General features: G+C 66.0%; 19 protein-coding genes. 13 read left to right on the top strand and 6 right to left on the bottom strand.

Going from position 1 to position 19,130, the window contains the following annotated elements:
• Together ON44_RS44585 and ON44_RS44580 are read right to left on the bottom strand one after the other, a co-directional pair.
• Nucleotides 1-786 (bottom strand): glucose 1-dehydrogenase, encoded by a 786-nt coding sequence (locus tag ON44_RS44585; RefSeq protein WP_040701432.1) that lies wholly within the window; start codon nucleotides 784-786, stop codon nucleotides 1-3.
• Between the two features lies 1 nt (nucleotide 787).
• A complete protein-coding gene (locus ON44_RS44580) occupies nucleotides 788-1,984 on the bottom strand; it encodes an LLM class flavin-dependent oxidoreductase (protein WP_083898562.1) in 1,197 nt (398 codons plus the stop codon).
• Nucleotides 1,985-2,198: 214 nt separating this feature from the next.
• On the opposite strand from ON44_RS44580, the gene ON44_RS44575 reads away from it, so the two are divergent.
• From ON44_RS44575 to ON44_RS51205, 5 genes are all read left to right on the top strand, one after another.
• Nucleotides 2,199-2,936, top strand: a complete 738-nt coding sequence (locus ON44_RS44575) for a glucose 1-dehydrogenase (protein ID WP_040701430.1) — start codon at nucleotides 2,199-2,201, stop codon at nucleotides 2,934-2,936.
• Between the two features lie 14 nt (nucleotides 2,937-2,950).
• Nucleotides 2,951-4,618: a 3-oxosteroid 1-dehydrogenase gene (kstD, locus tag ON44_RS44570; RefSeq protein WP_040701428.1), complete on the top strand. Its 1,668-nt coding sequence runs from the start codon at nucleotides 2,951-2,953 to the stop codon at nucleotides 4,616-4,618.
• 1 nt (nucleotide 4,619) lies between these two features.
• The gene (locus ON44_RS44565; RefSeq protein ID WP_040701427.1) at nucleotides 4,620-5,351 is read left to right on the top strand and encodes a glucose 1-dehydrogenase; all 732 of its coding nucleotides are present in this window, start codon (nucleotides 4,620-4,622) and stop codon (nucleotides 5,349-5,351) included.
• Nucleotides 5,352-5,366: 15 nt separating this feature from the next.
• The gene (locus ON44_RS44560) at nucleotides 5,367-6,182 is read left to right on the top strand and encodes an SDR family NAD(P)-dependent oxidoreductase (RefSeq protein WP_040701425.1); all 816 of its coding nucleotides are present in this window, start codon (nucleotides 5,367-5,369) and stop codon (nucleotides 6,180-6,182) included.
• A 186-nt stretch (nucleotides 6,183-6,368) separates the two neighbouring features.
• Nucleotides 6,369-6,617: a hypothetical protein gene (locus ON44_RS51205; RefSeq protein ID WP_157187638.1), complete on the top strand. Its 249-nt coding sequence runs from the start codon at nucleotides 6,369-6,371 to the stop codon at nucleotides 6,615-6,617.
• A 63-nt stretch (nucleotides 6,618-6,680) separates the two neighbouring features.
• Here ON44_RS51205 and ON44_RS44555 read toward each other — a convergent pair whose 3' ends face one another.
• The 3 genes from ON44_RS44555 to ON44_RS44545 form a co-directional block, all read right to left on the bottom strand.
• Entirely contained in the window at nucleotides 6,681-6,932 is a 252-nt protein-coding gene (locus ON44_RS44555; RefSeq protein WP_040701423.1) for a WYL domain-containing protein, read from the bottom strand.
• Nucleotides 6,896-7,651 carry a maleylpyruvate isomerase family mycothiol-dependent enzyme gene (locus ON44_RS44550; RefSeq protein ID WP_063721736.1) on the bottom strand — a complete coding sequence of 252 codons (756 nt, stop codon included), beginning with the start codon at nucleotides 7,649-7,651 and terminating at the stop codon, nucleotides 6,896-6,898. The genes ON44_RS44555 and ON44_RS44550 overlap by 37 nt, the downstream gene beginning before the upstream one ends.
• A gap of 111 nt (nucleotides 7,652-7,762) precedes the next feature.
• Nucleotides 7,763-8,461, bottom strand: a complete 699-nt coding sequence (locus tag ON44_RS44545) for an AraC family transcriptional regulator (RefSeq protein WP_040701421.1) — start codon at nucleotides 8,459-8,461, stop codon at nucleotides 7,763-7,765.
• A 204-nt stretch (nucleotides 8,462-8,665) separates the two neighbouring features.
• On the opposite strand from ON44_RS44545, the gene ON44_RS44540 reads away from it, so the two are divergent.
• The 5 genes from ON44_RS44540 (at nucleotide 8,666) to ON44_RS44520 (ending at nucleotide 14,605) form a co-directional block, all read left to right on the top strand.
• Nucleotides 8,666-9,655 carry a zinc-binding dehydrogenase gene (locus ON44_RS44540; protein ID WP_218007779.1) on the top strand — a complete coding sequence of 330 codons (990 nt, stop codon included), beginning with the start codon at nucleotides 8,666-8,668 and terminating at the stop codon, nucleotides 9,653-9,655.
• Between the two features lie 217 nt (nucleotides 9,656-9,872).
• Nucleotides 9,873-12,077 carry a pyruvate, phosphate dikinase gene (locus ON44_RS44535; protein WP_063721735.1) on the top strand — a complete coding sequence of 735 codons (2,205 nt, stop codon included), beginning with the start codon at nucleotides 9,873-9,875 and terminating at the stop codon, nucleotides 12,075-12,077.
• A 4-nt stretch (nucleotides 12,078-12,081) separates the two neighbouring features.
• Nucleotides 12,082-12,852 carry a tyrosine-protein phosphatase gene (locus ON44_RS44530; RefSeq protein ID WP_051183387.1) on the top strand — a complete coding sequence of 257 codons (771 nt, stop codon included), beginning with the start codon at nucleotides 12,082-12,084 and terminating at the stop codon, nucleotides 12,850-12,852.
• Between the two features lie 57 nt (nucleotides 12,853-12,909).
• Nucleotides 12,910-13,659 carry a hypothetical protein gene (locus tag ON44_RS44525; RefSeq protein ID WP_157187637.1) on the top strand — a complete coding sequence of 250 codons (750 nt, stop codon included), beginning with the start codon at nucleotides 12,910-12,912 and terminating at the stop codon, nucleotides 13,657-13,659.
• Nucleotides 13,660-13,723: 64 nt separating this feature from the next.
• Nucleotides 13,724-14,605, top strand: a complete 882-nt coding sequence (locus ON44_RS44520) for a glycoside hydrolase family protein (protein ID WP_040701415.1) — start codon at nucleotides 13,724-13,726, stop codon at nucleotides 14,603-14,605.
• Here ON44_RS44520 and ON44_RS44515 read toward each other — a convergent pair.
• The gene (locus ON44_RS44515) at nucleotides 14,583-15,173 is read right to left on the bottom strand and encodes a TetR/AcrR family transcriptional regulator (RefSeq protein ID WP_040701475.1); all 591 of its coding nucleotides are present in this window, start codon (nucleotides 15,171-15,173) and stop codon (nucleotides 14,583-14,585) included. The genes ON44_RS44520 and ON44_RS44515 overlap by 23 nt on opposite strands.
• A gap of 107 nt (nucleotides 15,174-15,280) precedes the next feature.
• Here ON44_RS44515 and ON44_RS44510 point away from each other — a divergent pair, with 107 nt between their 5' ends.
• The 3 genes from ON44_RS44510 (at nucleotide 15,281) to ON44_RS44500 (ending at nucleotide 19,110) form a co-directional block, all read left to right on the top strand.
• Nucleotides 15,281-16,123 carry an SDR family NAD(P)-dependent oxidoreductase gene (locus tag ON44_RS44510; protein ID WP_040701412.1) on the top strand — a complete coding sequence of 281 codons (843 nt, stop codon included), beginning with the start codon at nucleotides 15,281-15,283 and terminating at the stop codon, nucleotides 16,121-16,123.
• A 93-nt stretch (nucleotides 16,124-16,216) separates the two neighbouring features.
• On the top strand, nucleotides 16,217-17,629 hold the full coding sequence (locus tag ON44_RS44505; RefSeq protein ID WP_040701410.1) for an L-fucose/L-arabinose isomerase family protein: 1,413 nt from the start codon (nucleotides 16,217-16,219) through the stop codon (nucleotides 17,627-17,629).
• The gene (locus ON44_RS44500; RefSeq protein ID WP_040701408.1) at nucleotides 17,626-19,110 is read left to right on the top strand and encodes an FGGY-family carbohydrate kinase; all 1,485 of its coding nucleotides are present in this window, start codon (nucleotides 17,626-17,628) and stop codon (nucleotides 19,108-19,110) included. The genes ON44_RS44505 and ON44_RS44500 overlap by 4 nt, the downstream gene beginning before the upstream one ends.
• Nucleotides 19,111-19,130 lie beyond the last annotated feature (20 nt).

Genomic DNA, 19,130 nt, shown 5'->3' with positions numbered 1-19,130 from the left:
TCACTCCCCGCCCGCGGCTCCGACCGCCGGTAGCGCATCCGGCGGAATGAACTGTCCCGCCGACAATCCGCCGTCGACGGCCAATTCCGCACCGGTGATGAACGCCGCGGCATCGGAGGCCAGGAATGCCACCAAATCTGCCACCTCCGAGGGCAATCCGACGCGACCCAGCGGTAGCGAGGGAAAGCTGCCGGGACCGGTGCTCAGCCCGAGGTGCCCGATCATCGGTGTCGCGATCGGACCCGGATGCACCGAGTTGACCCGGATGCCGAGCGGCCCCAACTCGAGCGCGGCCGTCTTCGTCAACCCGCGCAGCGCCCATTTGGACGCACCGTACGCGGAATGCCCCATCAGGCCCTGCAACCCGGCCTGCGACGAGATATTCACGATCGAACCTCCCGCCACCCGCATCGGATCCACGACGGCCTGGATGCCGAGGAACGACCCGATCAGGTTGATGCGCAAAATGCGTTCGAGTTCGGCGGCGGAGGTCTCGACGAGCGGTTTGGCGGTGTAGATCGCCGCATTGTTCACCAGCACATCTATGCCGCCGAATTCGGTGACCGCGGTGTCGACGGCGGCCGCCCAATCGGTGGCGCTGCTGACATCGTGGCGGACGAAACGGGCTGAGTCACCGATGGATTCGGCAACTGCCCGGCCCTCGGATTCCAGTACGTCGGTGAGGACGACGCGTGCGCCGGCGGCGGCGAACAGGCGAGCTTCCTGCTCACCCTGGCCACGAGCGGCACCGGTGATGAGGGCGACTTTGCCAGTGAGATCGGTCATCTCAAGCTCCCAGGAATTCAGTTGTCTCGACACGCTCAGCCGCGCGGCCCTGCCCGATGTTTCCGGCTCGCTCCGCTCCCCGGAAGTGTGGAATGACCTTCTCGCCCCAATGCCGAATGGTCTCCAGACATGCCTCTTGCGGCACAGTCCCCATCTGGATCAGGCACAGGATCTCGTCGGCGCCGGCCGCCTGCAGCCGCTCGACGTACGCGATGGCGTCCTCCGGGCTGCCGTACGCGTGCTCGGCGTTGAAAACCGATGTGGCCCCGGTCTTCACCGGAATCTTCGCCTCGTGCAGATACGCCACATGCTCATCGGCGGCCTCGCGAATCTTGGCCACCTCGTCCACAGTCGGATCGACAGCCTCGTCCGGCACCGGACCCGCGCCGTACCAGTGCTTGATGGACTGCGCGAAGAACCGCTGCCCACGCGCGCCGATCTGCTGCGCCTTCTCCCGGTCGTCGAGCACGATCGTCGGGCACAGTGCCGCGAAGTGGTCGTTGACCACCGTGGAGACGAACTTCTCCCCCGTCCGCTCGGCAATGGCCGCGTCATAGGTGCGGCGCAGTTCGGCGATCTCCTCCACACCCGCGAAACCCAGTACCAGCGCACCGATTCCGTAATCGGCGGCCAGCTTCAGCGTGTCCTTCTTGGTGCACGCCATGAACAGCGGCGGATGCGGCAGCTGCACCGGACGCGGGAGCATGGGATGCGGATCGATATCGAGCAGCTCACCGTGCCATTCGAATTCGCCCTCCGGATCCTGCCAGGCCTTGCCGATAATGCGCAGCGACTCCTCCACCTCCTGATAGGTGCGGTCGGGATCGACACCGCACATGGAGGTCTCCTGCGGCGTAGCGCCGCGGCCTGCGCCGAGGTTCACCCGACCGTTGGAGAGCACATCGAGCATGGCCGCGCGTTCGGCGGCGCGCACCGGGTGATTGAAGTTGAACGGCATACACACCACGCCGTGGCCGATGCGGATCCGTTCGGTGCGCGCGGCCACCCAGGTCAGGAAGATCTCCGGGGCGCTCATATGCGCGTACCACTTCAAGCCGTGATGTTCGACCGCCCAGACGGTGTCGAACCCCATCTCCTCGGCCAGCACCGCCTGCTCGACGCAGTCGCGCAATACCTGCCGTTCATGGTCGGCCGACGGGTCGGTCATCTGTGCCTCGAAGATCATCGAGAACTTCATGCATTGCCTCCACTCTGTTCTTCCCACCCCGCCGGCTCCGCCGGCCGCCATCCCCAAATTCAATATGCCTAGTAGGAATATTTCCGATGCTCTCGTTGAGGTCAGGTGCATGTCTCGGTGGATGGGACTATTCCGGTTCGCGCCGCCCGCGCGCCCATAGCGTCGATATCGCATACGGCGTTCGAACCGACGCCGGAGAAAGGACGGACCTGACGTGGGTCGACTCGATGACAAGGTCGCGCTGATCACCGGCGCAGCGCGCGGGATGGGCGCCGAACATGTCCGCCGCTTCGTTGCCGAGGGTGCGCGGGTGGTGTTCGGTGATGTGCTCGATGATCAGGGCGAACAGTTGGCCGCCGAAACCGGCGCACGCTATCTGCACCACGATGTGACCAGCGAGGCCGACTGGGCGGCCGCGGTGCGGACCGCGGTGGACGAGTTCGGCAGGCTCGATGTGCTCGTCAACAATGCCGGTCTGCTGCGGTTTCAGCGCATCGCCGAGATGAGCCTGACCGATTTCACCACGATCATGACGGTGAATGTCACCGGTACCTGGCTGGGCATCAAATCCGCCGCGCCCGCGATGACCGGCGGCGGCGCGATCGTCAATATCTCCTCGGTCGAGGGATTTGTCGGCGCGGCGGGCCTATCGGCTTACAGCGCAAGCAAATTCGCCATTCGCGGACTGACCAAATCGGCCGCGCGCGAACTCGGCGCCAGCGGAATCCGGGTCAACTCCATCCATCCCGGCGGTATCGCGACGCCGATGACGGCGGCTGCGGGCTCCGGCGTCGACGGCAATACCTTCTTCGCCGGATTGCCTATTCCGCGCTGGGGACAGCCCGGCGAGGTCTCCGAGGCGGCCGTCTTCCTGGCCTCGGATGCCGCGAGCTATTGCACCGGAACCGAGGTCGTCATCGACGGCGGCATGCTCACCGGCGCCGGTTACTAGGGAAAGGGAGCCAGATGTCCGAGGAATACACCTACGACGTTGTGGTCGTCGGCTCGGGTGCGGCGGGTATGACCGCCGCGCTCACCGCCGCCTATCGCGGGCTTTCGGTGGTGCTGATCGAGAAGAGCGGCAGCTTCGGCGGTTCCACCGCCCGCTCCGGCGGCGGCGTATGGATTCCGAACAATCCGGTGCTGGTACGCGAGGGCGTGCCCGACAGCCCGGATCTGGCCAGGGTCTACTTGAAATCCGTTGTCGGCGATCGCGTTCCGCAGGCCAAACAGGACGCCTTCCTGGACAACGGCCCGCGCATGATGACCTATCTCGGCGCACGCACCAACCACCTCCAATTCGTCTATGACCGTGGCTATTCCGACTATCACCCGGAACTGCCCGGTGGCCTCGCACAAGGCCGCAGCATCGAACCGGCGATTATCGACGGCCGACTGCTCGGCAAGGATCTGGAGCTGATCAACCGGCCGACCATGTCCGGCCCGAAGGGAATCGCGTTCACCGTCAGCGACTTCCACGATCTGAATATGATCGCACGGACCTGGAAGGGTAAGCGCACCGCGATGAAGGTCGGTGCCAAGGCGGTGCTGAACCGGTTCCGGGGACGGCAGCCACTGAGCCTGGGCAAGGCGCTGGTGGCCCGGCTGTGGCTGGCGCTGCGCGACGCCGGTGTGCCGGTATGGCTGAATACTCCACTCACCGAACTGATTACCGCCGACGACGCGGTGGTCGGAGTGCGCGCGGAGCGCGACGGTACACCGATCGTCATCCGTGCGCGGCGCGGTGTGGTGCTCGCCGCCGGTGGTTTCGAGCACAACCTGGAAATGCGCAAACAGTTCTTCACCGAGCCGGTCAGCACCGACTGGACCGTCGGCGCGACCGAAAATGTCGGTGACGGCATCCGGGCGGGTGAAAAGCTCGGCGCAGCTTTGGATCTGATGGACGATGCTTGGTGGGGACCGTCGGTGCGCAATCCGGACGGGCCGCCGTTCTTCTGCCTGGCCGAGCGATCCCAGCCCGGCGCGATCATGGTCAATGACGCGGGCGAGCGGTTCACCAATGAATCGGCCAGCTATGTCGATGTGGTGCACACCATGTACGAGCGGCATGCGACCGGCGTCGGTCACGTGCCCGCCCACTTCATCATGGATCAGCGCTTCCGCGATCGATACCTGTTCCTCGGTACCTTCCCGAAACAGGCCATCCCGCAGAAGTATTTCGATGCCGGGATCATCGAGAAGGCCGACACTTTAGCCGAACTCGCCACCAAGATCGGTGTTCCGGCCGACTCCTTGATCGCAACGGTGCAGCGGTTCAACGGTTTCGCGCGCGCCGGACGCGACGAGGACTTCCATCGCGGTGAATCCGCCTACGACCGCTACTACGGCGACCCCACGGTGCAACCGAATCCCTGTCTGGCACCCATCGATCAAGGTCCGTTCTACGCGGTCGAGATGGTGCCCGGCGATCTGGGTACCAAGGGCGGTCTGGTCACCGACGAGCACGCCCGGGTGCTACGTGAAGACGGCGCGCCGATCGCCGGACTGTACGCGGCGGGCAACAATTCGGCCGCCGTCATGGGCAACAGCTACGCGGGCGCGGGCGCGACCATCGGACCCGCCATGGTTTTCGGCTATATCGCGGCCGAGCACATCGCCGATTCAGGAGCATGACGTGGACAGAGTGAGTGGCAAGACGGTCATCGTGACCGGAGGCGCGCGCGGTATGGGTGCGGCATTCGCCCGTCGACTGGTCAGTGAGGGCGCCTCGGTGGTCGTGGCGGATGTACTCGTCGAGGAGGGTAAGGCGGTGGCCGCCGAACTCGGCGACCATGCGGTGTTCTGTGCCCTCGATGTCACCGACGAATCCGCCTGGGCCGCAGTGGTTGCCGAGGCCGAACGCACCTTCGGGCCGGTCTCCGGGCTGGTCAATAACGCGGGCATCGTGCACGTCGACCCGATCGAGCGGCTCGCCGAGGCGGATTACCGCAAGGTGATCGATGTGAACCAGGTCGGCGTGTTTCTCGGCATGAAAGCCGTTGTGCCGTCGATGCGTCGGGCGGGCGGCGGCTCGATCGTCAATATCTCCTCGATCGGCGGCATCATCGCATTCAGCAATATCCTCGGCTACGTCGCCTCCAAATGGGCGGTGCGCGGGATGGCCAAGGCCGCCGCTCAGGAGTTCGGCGCCGACGGCATCCGGGTCAACTCGGTGCATCCCGGCGTCGTGGCCACCGAGATGACCGCCGATTCCGATCGCTCGCACTCGATGGTGCACGACCAGCCGCTCCCCCGGGCCGCGGCACCGGGCGAGCTGGCCAATCTCGTGCTGTTCCTCATCTCCGATGAGGCCGGTTTCTGCACGGGTTCCGAATTCGTCGCCGACGGCGGCTACACCACCAAATGACCAAGGACAGCTGCTGTGAAGAACTTTGAGGACAAGGTCGTCGTCATCACCGGCGCGGGTGCGGGCATCGGCCGCGCGCTCGCACTCGAGCTCGCGGACCACGGGGCGCAGCTGGCGTTGTCCGGGCGAAATCTGGCCAATGTCACCGAAACCGCCGCGTTGTGCGAGAAAGCCGGGGCCAAGGCGCGGGCATACAAGCTGGACGTAACCGACCGTGCCGCCGTCTACGCACATGCCGATGACGTCCGATCCGACTTCGGTCCGGCCAATGTCGTGGTCAACAATGCCGGCGTCTCGCTCACCGCCAACATCGAGGAGCTGACCTGGGAGGACTTCGAGTGGATCGTCGATATCAACTTCTGGGGCGTTATGTACGGCACGAAAGCCTTTCTGCCGCAGGTGATCGCCTCCGGTGACGGCCATATCGCGAATGTCTCCAGCATGTTCGGCCTCGCCGCCTGCCCGAGCCAAGCCGCCTACAACGCGACCAAATTCGGCATCCGCGGCTTCACCGACGCACTGCGCCAGGAGATGAAGATCGCAGGCCATCCGGTCGGAGTCAGCAGCGTCCATCCCGGCATGATCAAGACCGAAATCGCTTGGAAGGCTCGCGCGGGCGGCGACCGCGACCGCGACGCGCTCGCCGCCAACTTCGACAAACTGGCCAAGACGACGCCCGAATCCGCGGCGAAGACCATCCTGCGCGGGATCAGAAAGGATAAGGCCAAGATTCTCATCGGCACCGATGCCCGCGTAATCGATTTGCTGCCAAGGATCTTCGGCTCCGGGTACCAGCGCATCATTACCGCCCAGATTCGAAACGAGGTATAGACCGGTCGGCACTTTGTCGACGGTGAACCGGGCTTGACGGACCGGTTCACCTAATTTCCCGGAAGTGGTTGCTCTAAAACTGCTGTGCTGTCAGGATATTCCCCACGCGACGCCTCCGACTCGGGCGGAAAGTCGCCGTTCCACCGCGAATCAAGTTGTGTTTCAACTACTTCAAGGGAACACCTTGTGAAATATCGGCAGCAACCACGCCCGGCGCCATTCGGGCATGCACCGCAGTTCAGCACCAGATCCACGCAGCAAACCTGCCCCTCGTGGGTGCAGATCGCCCTCGCCCTCGGCAGCTTGTTCGTACTGGCCGTAATCGTCGCCACGCTATACGGCACCCCGAGTCCACTGGCCGAAACGCCGCGCGCCGTCACGGTTGCTACGCCGAATACCGCTACCCCGCCCGGCTTTACCGCGCTATCTCGCTGATCGCACCCGGCATCAACTCGACATTCGGATGAATCCGCTCGATGAACGCTGACATTCATGGCGCTACGCACCTGTTGCCCGGCCCACCGCACGAAGGAGTTTGCGCCCGAGGTCTGCGAGCATTTCCGCCATCTCCGGTGGTTCTCTGACCTCGAATTCCAGGCCCAGACGGGCGATTCGCACGGCGGTCCATTCCAGCGAGTCGGCGGTGGTGCGGAGAAGGCAGGTTTTGTCGTCGATGGGCTCGATTTCCTCGGGGCGGACGCGGAAGGTTTCGATCAGTTGCGGGGCCGGGGCGTGGACGAGGAAGACCACTCGGCGCAGCGGGCGGGAGTCGGCGAGGGATTGGCGGTCGGCCGCGACCCCTCGACGCGACCGGCGCACCCGCGGACCAGATTTCGATACGACAACCGCATCCAGAGCTTGCCGACACCGTCACCGGACAAGCGCGGCAGCACGACCGAGCGGCCGGTCGTCAGCAACAGCAGGTCGGCGATACGACCACGCACCTCGTCTCCGGTACCCACCACCCAATCGGCGTCCGTGGCGACGAGCCGAAATCCCGTGAGCCGGTATTTCGCCCAGAACGGCCACCCCATCGCCCAAACCCGAGTGGCCGCCGTCGCCGCAGCCTCGATCGGGAGGTCGATCTGTCTGCCGGTCGGGATGGCGATGTCCTGACCGTGCACCATGATGTCGTAGAGGATATTGCGATAGTTGGTGACCACCGGCAATTTTCGCGATGCCGCATGCGCCCGGATCTCGGCGACGAGATCCGGACCCGCGTCGGCATAGCGAACGGACACATCGTGATTCAGCCGATGGAACCGCCCGCGCGCCCGCAGCCCCGCACGAACCATATCCACCGGACCGGGCGGCTGCGGCGCCAAGGCGATATGCGCGGCCACATCCCGAATCCGCCAGCCCGCACACAGCGACGGGCGCTCCCACTCGTTCGGTGCGAGATCGTCGAGCACGTCGGCGACGGCGCGTCGTTGTTGCTCGATGACCCGCCACTGCGCATCCCGGTCCATATCGGCCTCCGATACAATTTGGTCAGTCTCACTGACTATTATAGTCAGCGAGACTGACCAACTCAAGGTTGTGCTGCGCCCTGGACAGGTCGCGCTGAAAAGCCTTGCCACTCAGTCCATTCGGGTGGTCGAGCGGTGGCGTCCGGTTCGATAGCGGCCCGGAGTGGTGCCGATGATGTCGGTGAAGGCGGTGATGAAACCGCTGGGGTTCGCCCATCCACAGGCGTGGGCGACGTGGGTCGTGTCGTGGCCGTCGGCGAGCAGGACGAGTGCGTGATAGATGCGTAGTTGTGTGCGCCACTGATAGAAGGTCATGCCGAGTTCGTTGTGGAACAGTCGGCTGAGAGTGCGGGCGCTGGCTCCGATCGTCAGCCCGAGTTCGGCAAGCGAGCTGTTGTCCGCGGGCTGCTGGTACAGCACCTGCGCAATGGCTTGCAACCGATCGTCGTGTGGTTCCGGCAGTTGCAGAGGCTGCTCGTGTGCTTCGTGGAGTTCGTCGACGAGGACTCGACGGAGGCGAGCGAGCGCGGCACGATCGCGCTCGCGTGGGCCGGTGAGGGTGAGCAGGATTTCGCGGGCGAGGTCGGAGACCAGGAACACGGCGGGATGGTCCGGTGCGAGCCGGGCCAGCGATGCCGGTAGGAACAGGATCCGCATATCGGTGTGGCTGTGCGCGCGGTGGTAGTGCGCGAATCCGGCCGGGGTCCATGCGACTCGATTGGCTGGAACGATCGAAGTGCCACGTTCGGTGTGGACCGATAGGACACCATGGGCCGCGTACACCAGATGTCCACGTGGATGGGAATGCACCGTGCTTGTTCCCCCCGACGGCCATAGATGTACGCCTCCGGATGGCCACAGACGTGACGTCTGACTGGTCCGGGCAAGTTGGCGGCCAACGGGCATAAGTTGGCATTCTATCGGTGGCCGGCCACGCCGTTTTCCGGCGACAGTGAACCCATGCGCGATGATCTTCACTCGGCCGGGACTACGACCGCACGCCGCCGAGGTGGTGTGAGTACGACAATGCGAGCGGCGGTCTGTGCCAGGGCCGGTGGTCCGGAGGTACTGGAGATCCGTGAGCTGCCGGTACCGGCGGTTCGGGAGGGCTGGAGCCTGGTACGGGTGCGGGGCACGGGCTTGAACCGGTCGGAGCTGAGGACCCGTCAGGGGCATTCCCCGAACGTGACGTTCCCCCGTGTGCTCGGGATCGAATGTGCGGGAACAGTGGCAGCCTCGACCGATCCGATGTTGCCGGAGGGGACGACCATTGCGGCGGTGATGGGTGAGATGGGCCGCGAGTTCGACGGCGGCTACGCGGAGTACGCGTTGTTGCCGAACTCGCTGCTGATGCCGGTCACCACCATGTTGCCTTGGGATGTCCTGGCCGCGCTACCTGAGACATACTTGACCGCGCAGGGCTCGCTGGATGCGTTGGGGGTCGTGCCGGGTGGCGAGGGGCGGTTACTGATCCGTGGCGGGACCTCGTCGGTGGGGATGGCCGCCGCGTCGATCGCGACCGGCTATGGCATCGAGACCGCGGCCACCACTCGGCGGCAAGACAAGATCGGCGCATTGACCGCGGCTGGTGTCGACCACGCACTCCTCGACACCGGTGAATCGCTGACGGCGAGCGTGCACGCGGTATGGCCCGAGGGTCCGGACTATGTGCTGGATCTCGTCGGAGCGAGCACAGCGGTGGACTCGCTGCACCTCGTCCGTCGAGGCGGGACGGTGTGTGTGGCGGGCTCGCTCAGCGGATGGCTGATCCCGGACTTCGAACCGATAGCGATGATCCCATCCGGAACCAAGCTCACGGCTTTCCACAGCGACGACCTCAAGGGCAGCGCTGGCACGACCGTGTTGCAGCGCGTCATCCACCAGGTCGAAGCCGGCGTCTATCGACCCAACATCGACCGTGTCTTCGGCCTGGACGACATCGTCGCGGCCCACCGCTACATGGAAAACAACCAAGCCACCGGAAAGGTTGTCGTGGTGCCCTAGCCACGGCCATTGCCGGGCAGCGTCGAGGTCGGCGCATCCTGCTGACCGGGACGTCCGGTACGCCCGGGCCGAGCGGGGCGGCAGGCTGAAATCGGGCTGCCCGCGGGTGCGCACTGCGGGGTTGCGCCATCTGCCAGGGCGTTCGGGCCAGCGGCCCGGATATCTGCCCTTGTCATGCGCTGGGTGCGCGGTGGCTGTCGATGATCAAAGGAGTGTTATGACGATCGGAGTGGAGCCGGTGGAGCGACCGGGGGCCGCCTTCGGGAGGGCCGGTGCCGATGGTTCGGTCGTTGTGGAACTCGGTGGGGCGTGCGGTCTTTCGCGGGAGCGGATCGGGGGAAAGGCGTGGAGCGTTGATCATATGCGGGGGTTGGGGTTACCGGTGCCGCCCGCATTCGTGCTGACGACCGAGGCATGGACGGAATTCGGGGCCAACGGCGGGGTGCTCGGCGCCGAGATCTGGGCGGGGGTACGAGACGGTATCGCCGCGTTGGAGCGTGGGACGGGGCGGCGCTTCGGGGCCGCCGAGCATCCGTTGCTGGTGTCGGTGCGGTCCGGGGCCGCGGTGAGTATGCCGGGGATGATGGATACCGTTCTGAATCTGGGGATGAACGACTCGGTCGAGCGCGCGCTGACCGCCGATACGCGAAATCCCGGATACGCCGGCGATACTCGGCGGCGGTTCGTCACCCAGTATCGGGAGATCGTGCTCGGTGATCCGAATGGCGCGGTGCCGGAGGATCCGTGGGAGCAGTTGCGTGGCGCGATCACCGCGGTGTTCCGTTCGTGGGATTCCGCGCGGGCCAAGACCTATCGGCGCACCCGGGGTGTTTCCGACTCGCTCGGTACGGCGGTCACGGTGCAGGCCATGGTGTTCGGGAATCTCGACGCGCTCTCGGGGACCGGCGTGCTGTTCAGCCGGAATCCGAATACCGGTGCGCGTGCGGTCTTCGGCGAATGGCTGGTCGGCGGGCAGGGTGAGGATGTTGTCTCGGGACGCACCACCCCGCGCCCGCTCGACGAACTCGCGGTGACGCTGCCGGAGGTGCACCGCCAGTTGCTCGCCGCCGCCGAACTGCTCGAGCGTGACGGTCGCGATATCCAGGACATCGAGTTCACGGTCGAATCCGGTCGCCTGTGGCTGTTGCAGTCTCGACCGGCGAAACGCTCTGCGCGCGCGGCGGTTCGCGCCGCTGTCGCCATGGTCGACGAGGGGCTCATCGATACCGATGAGGCATTGCGCCGCGTCGGGGCCGACCAGGTGCGCACGGCTTTACTGCCCGCATCGGGCGACGACACCGGGCTGCGGCCCCTGGCCCAGGGCGAATCCGCGTGTCCGGGACTCGCCTCCGGCACTGTCGTCACCGATCCCGACGAGGCCGAAACCCGTTCGGCCGCAGGCGAGCACGTGATCTTGGTGCGCCCGACCACGAGCCCGGATGATCTGCACGGGATGATCGCGGCGCGGGCCATCGTCACCGAACTCGGCGGGGCCACCTCGCATGCCGCGCTGGTCAGCCGCGAGCTGGGCCGTCCGTGCGTCGTCGGCTGCGGTGCAGGGGTCGTCGAGGCATTGGCCAGTCGCGTCGTCACCGTCGATGGTGGGGCGGGCACCGTGTGGCCGGGACAAGTGAGTGCAAAGGCGGTGGATGCCTCGGTAATCGAGGATGTCGGGCGACTCGCACAATGGGCACAGGTCGACTCGGCGGAGCTACCGGCGTTCCTGTCGAAACCGAACGAAGATCGCTCAGCGGCAACTGATTCCGATGCGACGAATTTGCCGATTCCCCGAGAAACCAACGGCAACACAGTCTCCGAACTCGCCGTACTGCGCCTGATCGGCATCAAGGGCCGAGTACAACCGGACGCCATCGCCACCAGCCTCACGATCGCCGCGGCCGAAGCCGCCTCGCACACCGCTGATTTCGTGACGCGTGGGCTATGCGCCAGCACACCCGTTGGCATCCGCCTGACCCCGCAGGGCCGCGAACAACTAGGCCGACTTCTCGAACACGAGCGCGTCGATCTCGACCGGAGCGACCTCGCCGCGGCCTACGATGAATTCTGCGAGTTCAATGCCGAGCTGAAAGCAGTCATCACGGCCTGGCAGATGAAGGACGCGAGCACGGTGAACGATCATTCCGACAACACCTACGACGCAGCGGTTTTGGCGCGCTTGACCACACTGCACCACAGCGTCGTTCCCCTCGTCGAACGCATCGGCACCATCGCGCCCCGCCTCGCGCCATACGCCGACCGCTTGGCCCGCGCCATCGAGCGGATGAACGGTGGCGACCACAGCTGGGTGGCCCGACCGGTCATGGACAGCTATCACACGGTGTGGTTCGAATTGCACGAGGACCTCATCGGTCTGTGCGGGCTGAGCCGCGCCGACGAGGCCGCCGCGGGCCGAGCCCACTAGCGCGATGTTCACCGATAGCGCCCAGCGGCGATGGGTAGAGTTCGCCGAAATCGATAATGTCCGTGACCTCGGCGGTCTCCCGGTGATCGGCGGCGGCGCAACCAGATTCGGCGTCGTCTACCGCTCCAGCACACCGCAGCATCTCACCGAGGACGATCTGGCCATCCTGACCGGACCGGTCGGCCTGCGCACGCTGATCGACTTACGCAACCCGGACGAGGTGCTGCGCGAGGGCTATGGCCGACTGACCGGCAGCGCGGCGGTGCGCATGGTCAATCTCCCGGTACGCAAGGCCACCGACGTCGTCGCGACCCCCGCCGATCTGGTTCCCGACGGCAGACAGTACGACCTGGTCACGCTCTACCGCGAACTCCTCACCGGCAGTGGCGAATCCATCGTGGCGGCGACCCGGCTCATCGCCGATGCCGAACGTCACTCGGTCGTCTTCCATTGCGCCGCAGGCAAAGACCGCACCGGCATCCTCGCGGCCGTGGTGCTGGACGCGGTGGGTGTCCCGGCCGAGGCCATCGCCGCCGATTACGCACTCACCGGCGAACGCCTGGAACGCATCCGCGAACGCCTGGACGCGCTCCCGTCCTATCACGGGCTGCCACCGGTCCGGACCGGCATCCTGGCGGTCGATCCGGATGTGATCATCCGGTTCCTCGGCGAACTGCACACCACCCAGGGCGGCGCGGCCGAATGGCTGTGCACCAATGGACTATCCGGTGCAGAACTCGCCCAACTCCGCGCGGTGCTGGTGGACGCCGCCTAGTCCCCGTGGTGACTGTTCATCCGGAATTACCGCCGAAGGTCCAGTATGGTCACCAGCGTGCACGACGATGTCGACTACACCAAGCTGGCCACCCCCGCCGAGAAGAAGAAGTACGCCAAGCAGAACAGCTTGATGTACGGCGGGCTGATCGCCGTCGGCGTCGTCATCCTGCAGGGTTTCCTCACGGCCTCGCCGCTGGGCGTATCAGGTCGGATCTCCATGATCGCCTTCGCGATTTCGCTGCCACTGCTCGCGGTGCTGCTGATGCTCGACGAATGGCAGTCGGGCGAACAGGCGCCGAGCCCGAGCATGACCGATGACGCGGCCAAGGCCATCGCCCTACTCAGCTCGCTCGTCGGCGTTGTCGCGGCGTTCTGGCATATCGACTGGAGCGCGGGCGTCGCGGTGATCGCGGCCGGGGTGGTCGCACTCGGGGTCTACGGAACGCATTTCAGCAGTACGAGCTTCAGTCAGGCGGTACTGCGGCGTAACCAGCAGCGGTCCGCCGAGCCCCAGGCGGCACCTGCGACGACAACGCCGCAGCCGACGGCATCGCCGTCGCAGGCTCCGCAACCACCAGCAGCTCAGCCGACAACGCCCCAGCCACCAGCGGCTCAGTCCACTGTTCCCCGGCCGGCAGCGGATGAGCCCGAGGCGACCCGGACCGCAACGCCCGAGCCGACGGCACCCGAGCCGAGGTCGGAGGAGCCGACCACGATCATCGAGCAGCCGAAGCCCCCGCAATCGACGCCACCATCATCCGACTCCGCCGAAGAAACACCCCCGCAGCACCCACCGACCCCCTGACCCGCGACATCTCAATGCCGCAGACCTGACCTCAGCGAGGTCCGCGCACGTCATCATGAGCTGTATGGCAACGCGCGAGGTGGTGAGAGCAGGCGCGTTCACGAGGATCTACGACCCAAGCGGCGGCGAATCACGCCCCTGGTACATCAACGACCACACCATCGTCCGCGATGAATCCGGCCGCTGGCACCTTTTCGGCATCACCCATCCCGAACCCGCCGACCCGTTCCACGAAACAGAATTCGCCCACGCCACCGCACACCAACTCCACGGACCGTGGACCAAGCGACCATCCGCCCTGACCGTCGATCCGGGCTACGGCGAAACACATCTCTGGGCACCGCATGTCATCGGCGTCGACGGCCGCTACTACATGTTCTACGCGGGCGGCGGCACCGACCGCAGCACCGCCGCCATCAACCTCGCCACCTCCACCGACCTGTTCCGTTGGACCCGCAGCCGTGCCGGACCGCTGTTCCTCGACGGCTACGACGCGAGAGATCCGATGGTCGTGCGCATCGGCGAGAAATGGGTCATGTACTACTGCGCCACCAGTACACCGCGCGGCGGACACCACGTCGTCGCCTACCGCACCAGCGGCGATCTCGCGCACTGGGGCGACCGTCATATCGCATACACCGATCCCACGATCGGCACCGAAGCGGGCAATACCGAATCCCCGTTCGTCGTGCACCACGGCGGCTGGTGGTACTTGTTCATCGGTCCGCGCCCGCACTACGTCGGCACCGACGTATTCCGCAGCGACACCCCCTTCCGGTTCCGCATCGGCGACAAGGTCGGCCATATCGCCGCCCACGCCGCCGAACTCGTGCGCGACGATGACCGTTGGTGGGTCACCAGTGCGGGCTGGGCTCAGGGCGGCGTCCACCTCGCACCACTCACCTTCCCGATCCCGCGCCCCGTCACCGCGGCCGTTCCCCGCTGAGCGATCGCACCATGCCCGCCACGAGCACCCTGGTCTGCTCGAATGACGCTTCGGAGACCGCCGGTGCGCCGACCACCGTGCGCATGACCCCCAACCCGAGCAGCAGCGCGCCGATCAGTTCCGCACGCAAGGCGCCGTCCGCGCCGCCCAGGCGCGCGGCCATCTCGCCCAGATAGCCATCGCAGAGTTGCGCGCGCAACTGGTCGCGCACGACTTCATGACCGGCAGATCGCAGTCCGGCCACCAGTGGATGCTCACCGCCGAATTCGGGCCAGTCCTCGAAGACGACATCGCGCAGCAGCGCATCAACGATCGATACGACCGGTCGATGCCGGTCGGCCGCAACGCCTTTCGGTATCTCGATATACATCGCCTCGGCATAGAGCTGTTCCTTGGAACCGAAGTACCGGAACACCAGCGCCGGGTCGACGCCTACATCACCCGCTACATCGCGGACCCCGGTCCGGTCGAATCCGGTCGTGGCGAACCGGATCCGGGCGGCGTCCAAGAGTGCGGATCGGGTGGCGGCACGGTCGCGCCGACGGCCCGGCGCTGTGGTTTCGGTCATCTGGTCACCATAAGTCACCAATTGTTGACTTGCGTCTCGCAGACTTCCTAGCCTCGATGTCATCGGCCGATGACCCATCCGAAAACGGCTCGAGGAGAAGCGATTCGATGCGCACCTACGTGATAACCGGCGGCACAGACGGCATGGGCAAGGGTCTCGGCCTGTACTTCCTCGGCCGGGGCGACCGGGTGCTCGCAGTGGCCAGCGGCACGGTCAAGGGCCAGCGATTCCTGCGCGAGGCCGCCGAACTCGGCGCCGCCGACCGGGCGAGCTTCATTCAGGCCGACCTCAGCACACTCGCGGGAATGCACAAGGTCATCGCGGAAGTCGCGGCGGTCACCGATACCGTCGACGGCATCGTCTTCGGCGCACAGAACTTCCGGTCCGAACGCCAGGAGACCGCCGACGGCTTCGAATACACGTTCGCCCTCGCCTACCTGAGCCGCTATGTCATCGGGCACGGACTCTTCGACGCATTGGAACGCGCCGAAGCCCCGGTCATCATGAATATCGCGGGTCCGGGCGGACTGCCGGGCACCATCGAATGGGACGATCTACAGCTGCGAACCGGATTTCGCGGCATGCGCGCGGCCATGCAGTCCTCGCGCTGCATCGACCTGCTCGGCGTCGCATTTGCGCAACGTCATCCGCGAGCCCGCACGCGGTATGTGCTCTACAACCCCCTGATGGTGCGCACCGCCATGGCCGACCCGCTGCCGAGGGCGCACCGCTTCCTTACCAAGATGTGGCTGCTGCTCGCCGGTCAACCGGTGCGCAAGGCCATCGTCCCCATCGCCGAACTGATCGACCATCCGCCGACCGAACCGCTCGCCGCATTCCGACGCCGCACGCGACTCGCCTTGGCGGGCAAGGATTTCGATCCGGAGCGCGCCCGGCGGCTCGATGCGATCACGGCCGAATTGGTCGACAGTCGGGTCACCGGCCGATAACGACCTCGAACCCGCTCGCCCGAAGCCGACCACCGGCGGCCCTCTTCGGATAGATAATCCTGGAGGGGGCCTGCGCGTTGGGAGGCGGTCGGGATGGCGCGGATCGGGGTTATGAGCGTGTCCGACGGGCGTGATTATGTGCACGCCGGGATCGCGGAGTTCATCGAGTCGGCCGAGGATCGGCTCGTCGCCGGGTTGCGGGCGGCCGGGCACGAGGTGATCCGGGGTGCGGCGCAGATCAGTACGAACGCACTGGCCGGCACGGTGGCACGCGAGGTCGCCGCCGCCGGTGTGGATCTCACAGTGCTGCACTATGCGGTCTGGGCGTTTCCGCACTTCACCATGCTGGCCGCGGGTGCGACACCGGGTCCGCTGCTGTTGCTGTCCAATATCGATCCGGTGCAGCCGGGCATGGTCGGCATGCTGGCCGCGGGCGGCGCGCTGGATCAGATCGGCCGCACGCATACCCGGTTGTGGGGCGATCCGGCCGATGCCGAGCTGATCGAGGCCATCGGTAGTCGGGCGAGCGCGGCAGCCGCCGTATCGAGCTTGCGCGGTAGCACTTTCGGGCGCTTCGGCGGACGGCCGATGGGAATGAATACTGCCGTCGCCAATACCGATCAGTGGCAGCGCCTTTTCGGCATCGATGTCGAGGAGATCGACCAGTGGGAGATCGTCCGCCGCGCCGAGCAGGCCGATGCCGGTGAGGCGAAGGGGGCGCGAGAGTGGTTGGAGCGCAACACCGCCGGTGTGCACTACGACGGTGTGAAACTCACTCCGGAATTGCTGGAACGCCAGATTCGCTCGTATCTCGCCGTGCGTGAGCTGATCGACGAATGGCGGCTGGACTTCTCGGGTATCAAGGGCCAGCCCGAGCTCACCCAGTATTTCGCCACCATGGACATCACCGAGGCGTTCCTCAACGACCCCTACGATTGGAACGGCCCCAAACAACCCCATGTGTGCGCGACCGAAGCGGATATGGACGGCGCACTCACCATGCGGCTGCTGCAGCAGATCGCCCACACCCCAGTGCTTTTCGCCGATGTCCGGCACTATCACGCCGACCGCGATATCTGGGATCTGTGCAACTCGGGCCAGCACGCCACCTGGTTCGCCGCCCGCAGCGACGAGCCGACCGAGAATCTCGCCAACGTACATCTCTATCCGGAGGTGTTCTTCTTCCCGGCGGGTGGTGCGTCGGTGCACCATCTGGCCGCGCCGGGCCGGATGACCTTGGCCCGCCTCACCCGCAAGGACGGCGACTACCGAATGCAGTTGATGCTGGGCGATTTCGAGACCTATGACCAGGCGACCAATGAATCGCTGATGAAACAGTCCACCTGGGAATGGCCACATGCCTTCGCTCGGTTGGACGCACATGCCGGTGATTTCCTGTCCCGCTTCGGCGCCAACCATATTCACGCCGTCCCGGGCGACCATCGCGCCACCGTCCGGGCCGCCTGCGATCTCCTCGATATCACCCTCGACGAGTTCACCCGATGACGAGCGCATTCCTCGGCGTCGATATCGGGACCTCCAGTTCCAAGGGCGTCCTGGTCCGGCCGGACGGCACCGTTATCGCCAGAGCCGAACGAACGCACGGTGTTTCGACACCGCGGCCGGGTTGGGTCGAACACGATGCCGAGCGCATCTGGTGGGCGGAGTTCCAGGCGATCATCCGCGAACTCCTCGGTGCGTCCGACGGTGCGACTCTCGACGCACTCGCGGTATCCGGCATCGGCCCGTGCCTGCTACCCGCCGACGCCGTCGGAAGGCCCCTGCGTCCGGCCATCCTCTATGGTGTCGACACCAGGGCAACCGCCGAAATCGCGGAACTGAACCAGGTATTCGGTGCCGCCGCAGTACTGGAGCGCGGCGGTTCACCCTTGACCAGCCAGGCCGTCGGGCCCAAGTTGCGCTGGCTCGCCCGACACGAACCGCAGGTCGCGGCGGGTACCGAAATGCTGTTGATGGCGAGTTCATTTCTGGTGCACCGACTCACCGGACGCTATGTGCTCGATCATCAATCGGCCAGTCAGTGCGTCCCGATGTACGACCTGGGCCGACGAAATTGGGCGCACGACTGGGCCGCCGCAGTTGCTCCCGGTCTGAAGCTGCCCGAATTGGCCTGGCCCACCGAAGTCGTCGGCAAGGTGAGTGCGGCGGCCGCATCGGCGACCGGGCTCCCCGCCGGACTGCCCGTCACCACCGGAACCATCGACGCCTGGGCCGAGGCCGCCAGCGTCGGTGTCCGGGCACCCGGCGACGCCATGATCATGTACGGCACCACCATGTTCCTCGTGCAGGTGCTGACCGATCCCCGCCCGCATCCCGGCCTCTGGCTCACCTGCGGCACCTGGCCGGGCACCTACACATCGGCGGCGGGCATGGCGACCTCCGGCGCGGTCACCGATTGGCTGCGCAAACTCGTCAGCGGCGACTTCGCCGACCTGGTGGCCGAGGCCACCGATGTTCCGGCGGGCAGTCGCGGCCTGCTCGCGCTCCCGTACTTCGCGGGCGAGCGCACACCGCTGTTCGATCCGGATGCGCGGGGCATTATCGCGGGCCTCACCCTCGGACACGGACGTGCGGAGCTGTACCGGGCGGTGCTCGAAGGCATCGCCTACGGCGTGCGGCACAACCTCGAAGCCATGGCAGGCGGACAGGCCCCGCGACTGGTCGCCGTCGGCGGCGGGACCAAGGGCGGGCTCTGGACCCAGATCGTCAGCGATGTGACCGGCCTACCGCAGCAACTACCGGCCGATACCGTCGGCGCCTGCCTCGGTGACGCGCTGCTCGCGGCGGAGGCCGTCGGCGTCGATACCGCGGGCTGGAATCCGGTCATCGGCGTTGTGGAGCCCGATGCGGATCGCGGCGCGATCTATGCGTCGTACTACCGGCGCTACCGCGAGCTGTACGAATCCACCGCAGACATAGCGCATTTTCTGGCGGCGGAGCAACACCGATCCGCTCACCTCCCGTAAACCGCCGCCTATGCGAGGAT

It is taken from the genome of Nocardia vinacea NBRC 16497, from assembly GCF_000308835.1.
GTDB lineage: Bacteria > Actinomycetota > Actinomycetes > Mycobacteriales > Mycobacteriaceae > Nocardia > Nocardia vinacea.
This window is presented reverse-complemented; position numbering and strand designations above follow the sequence as displayed.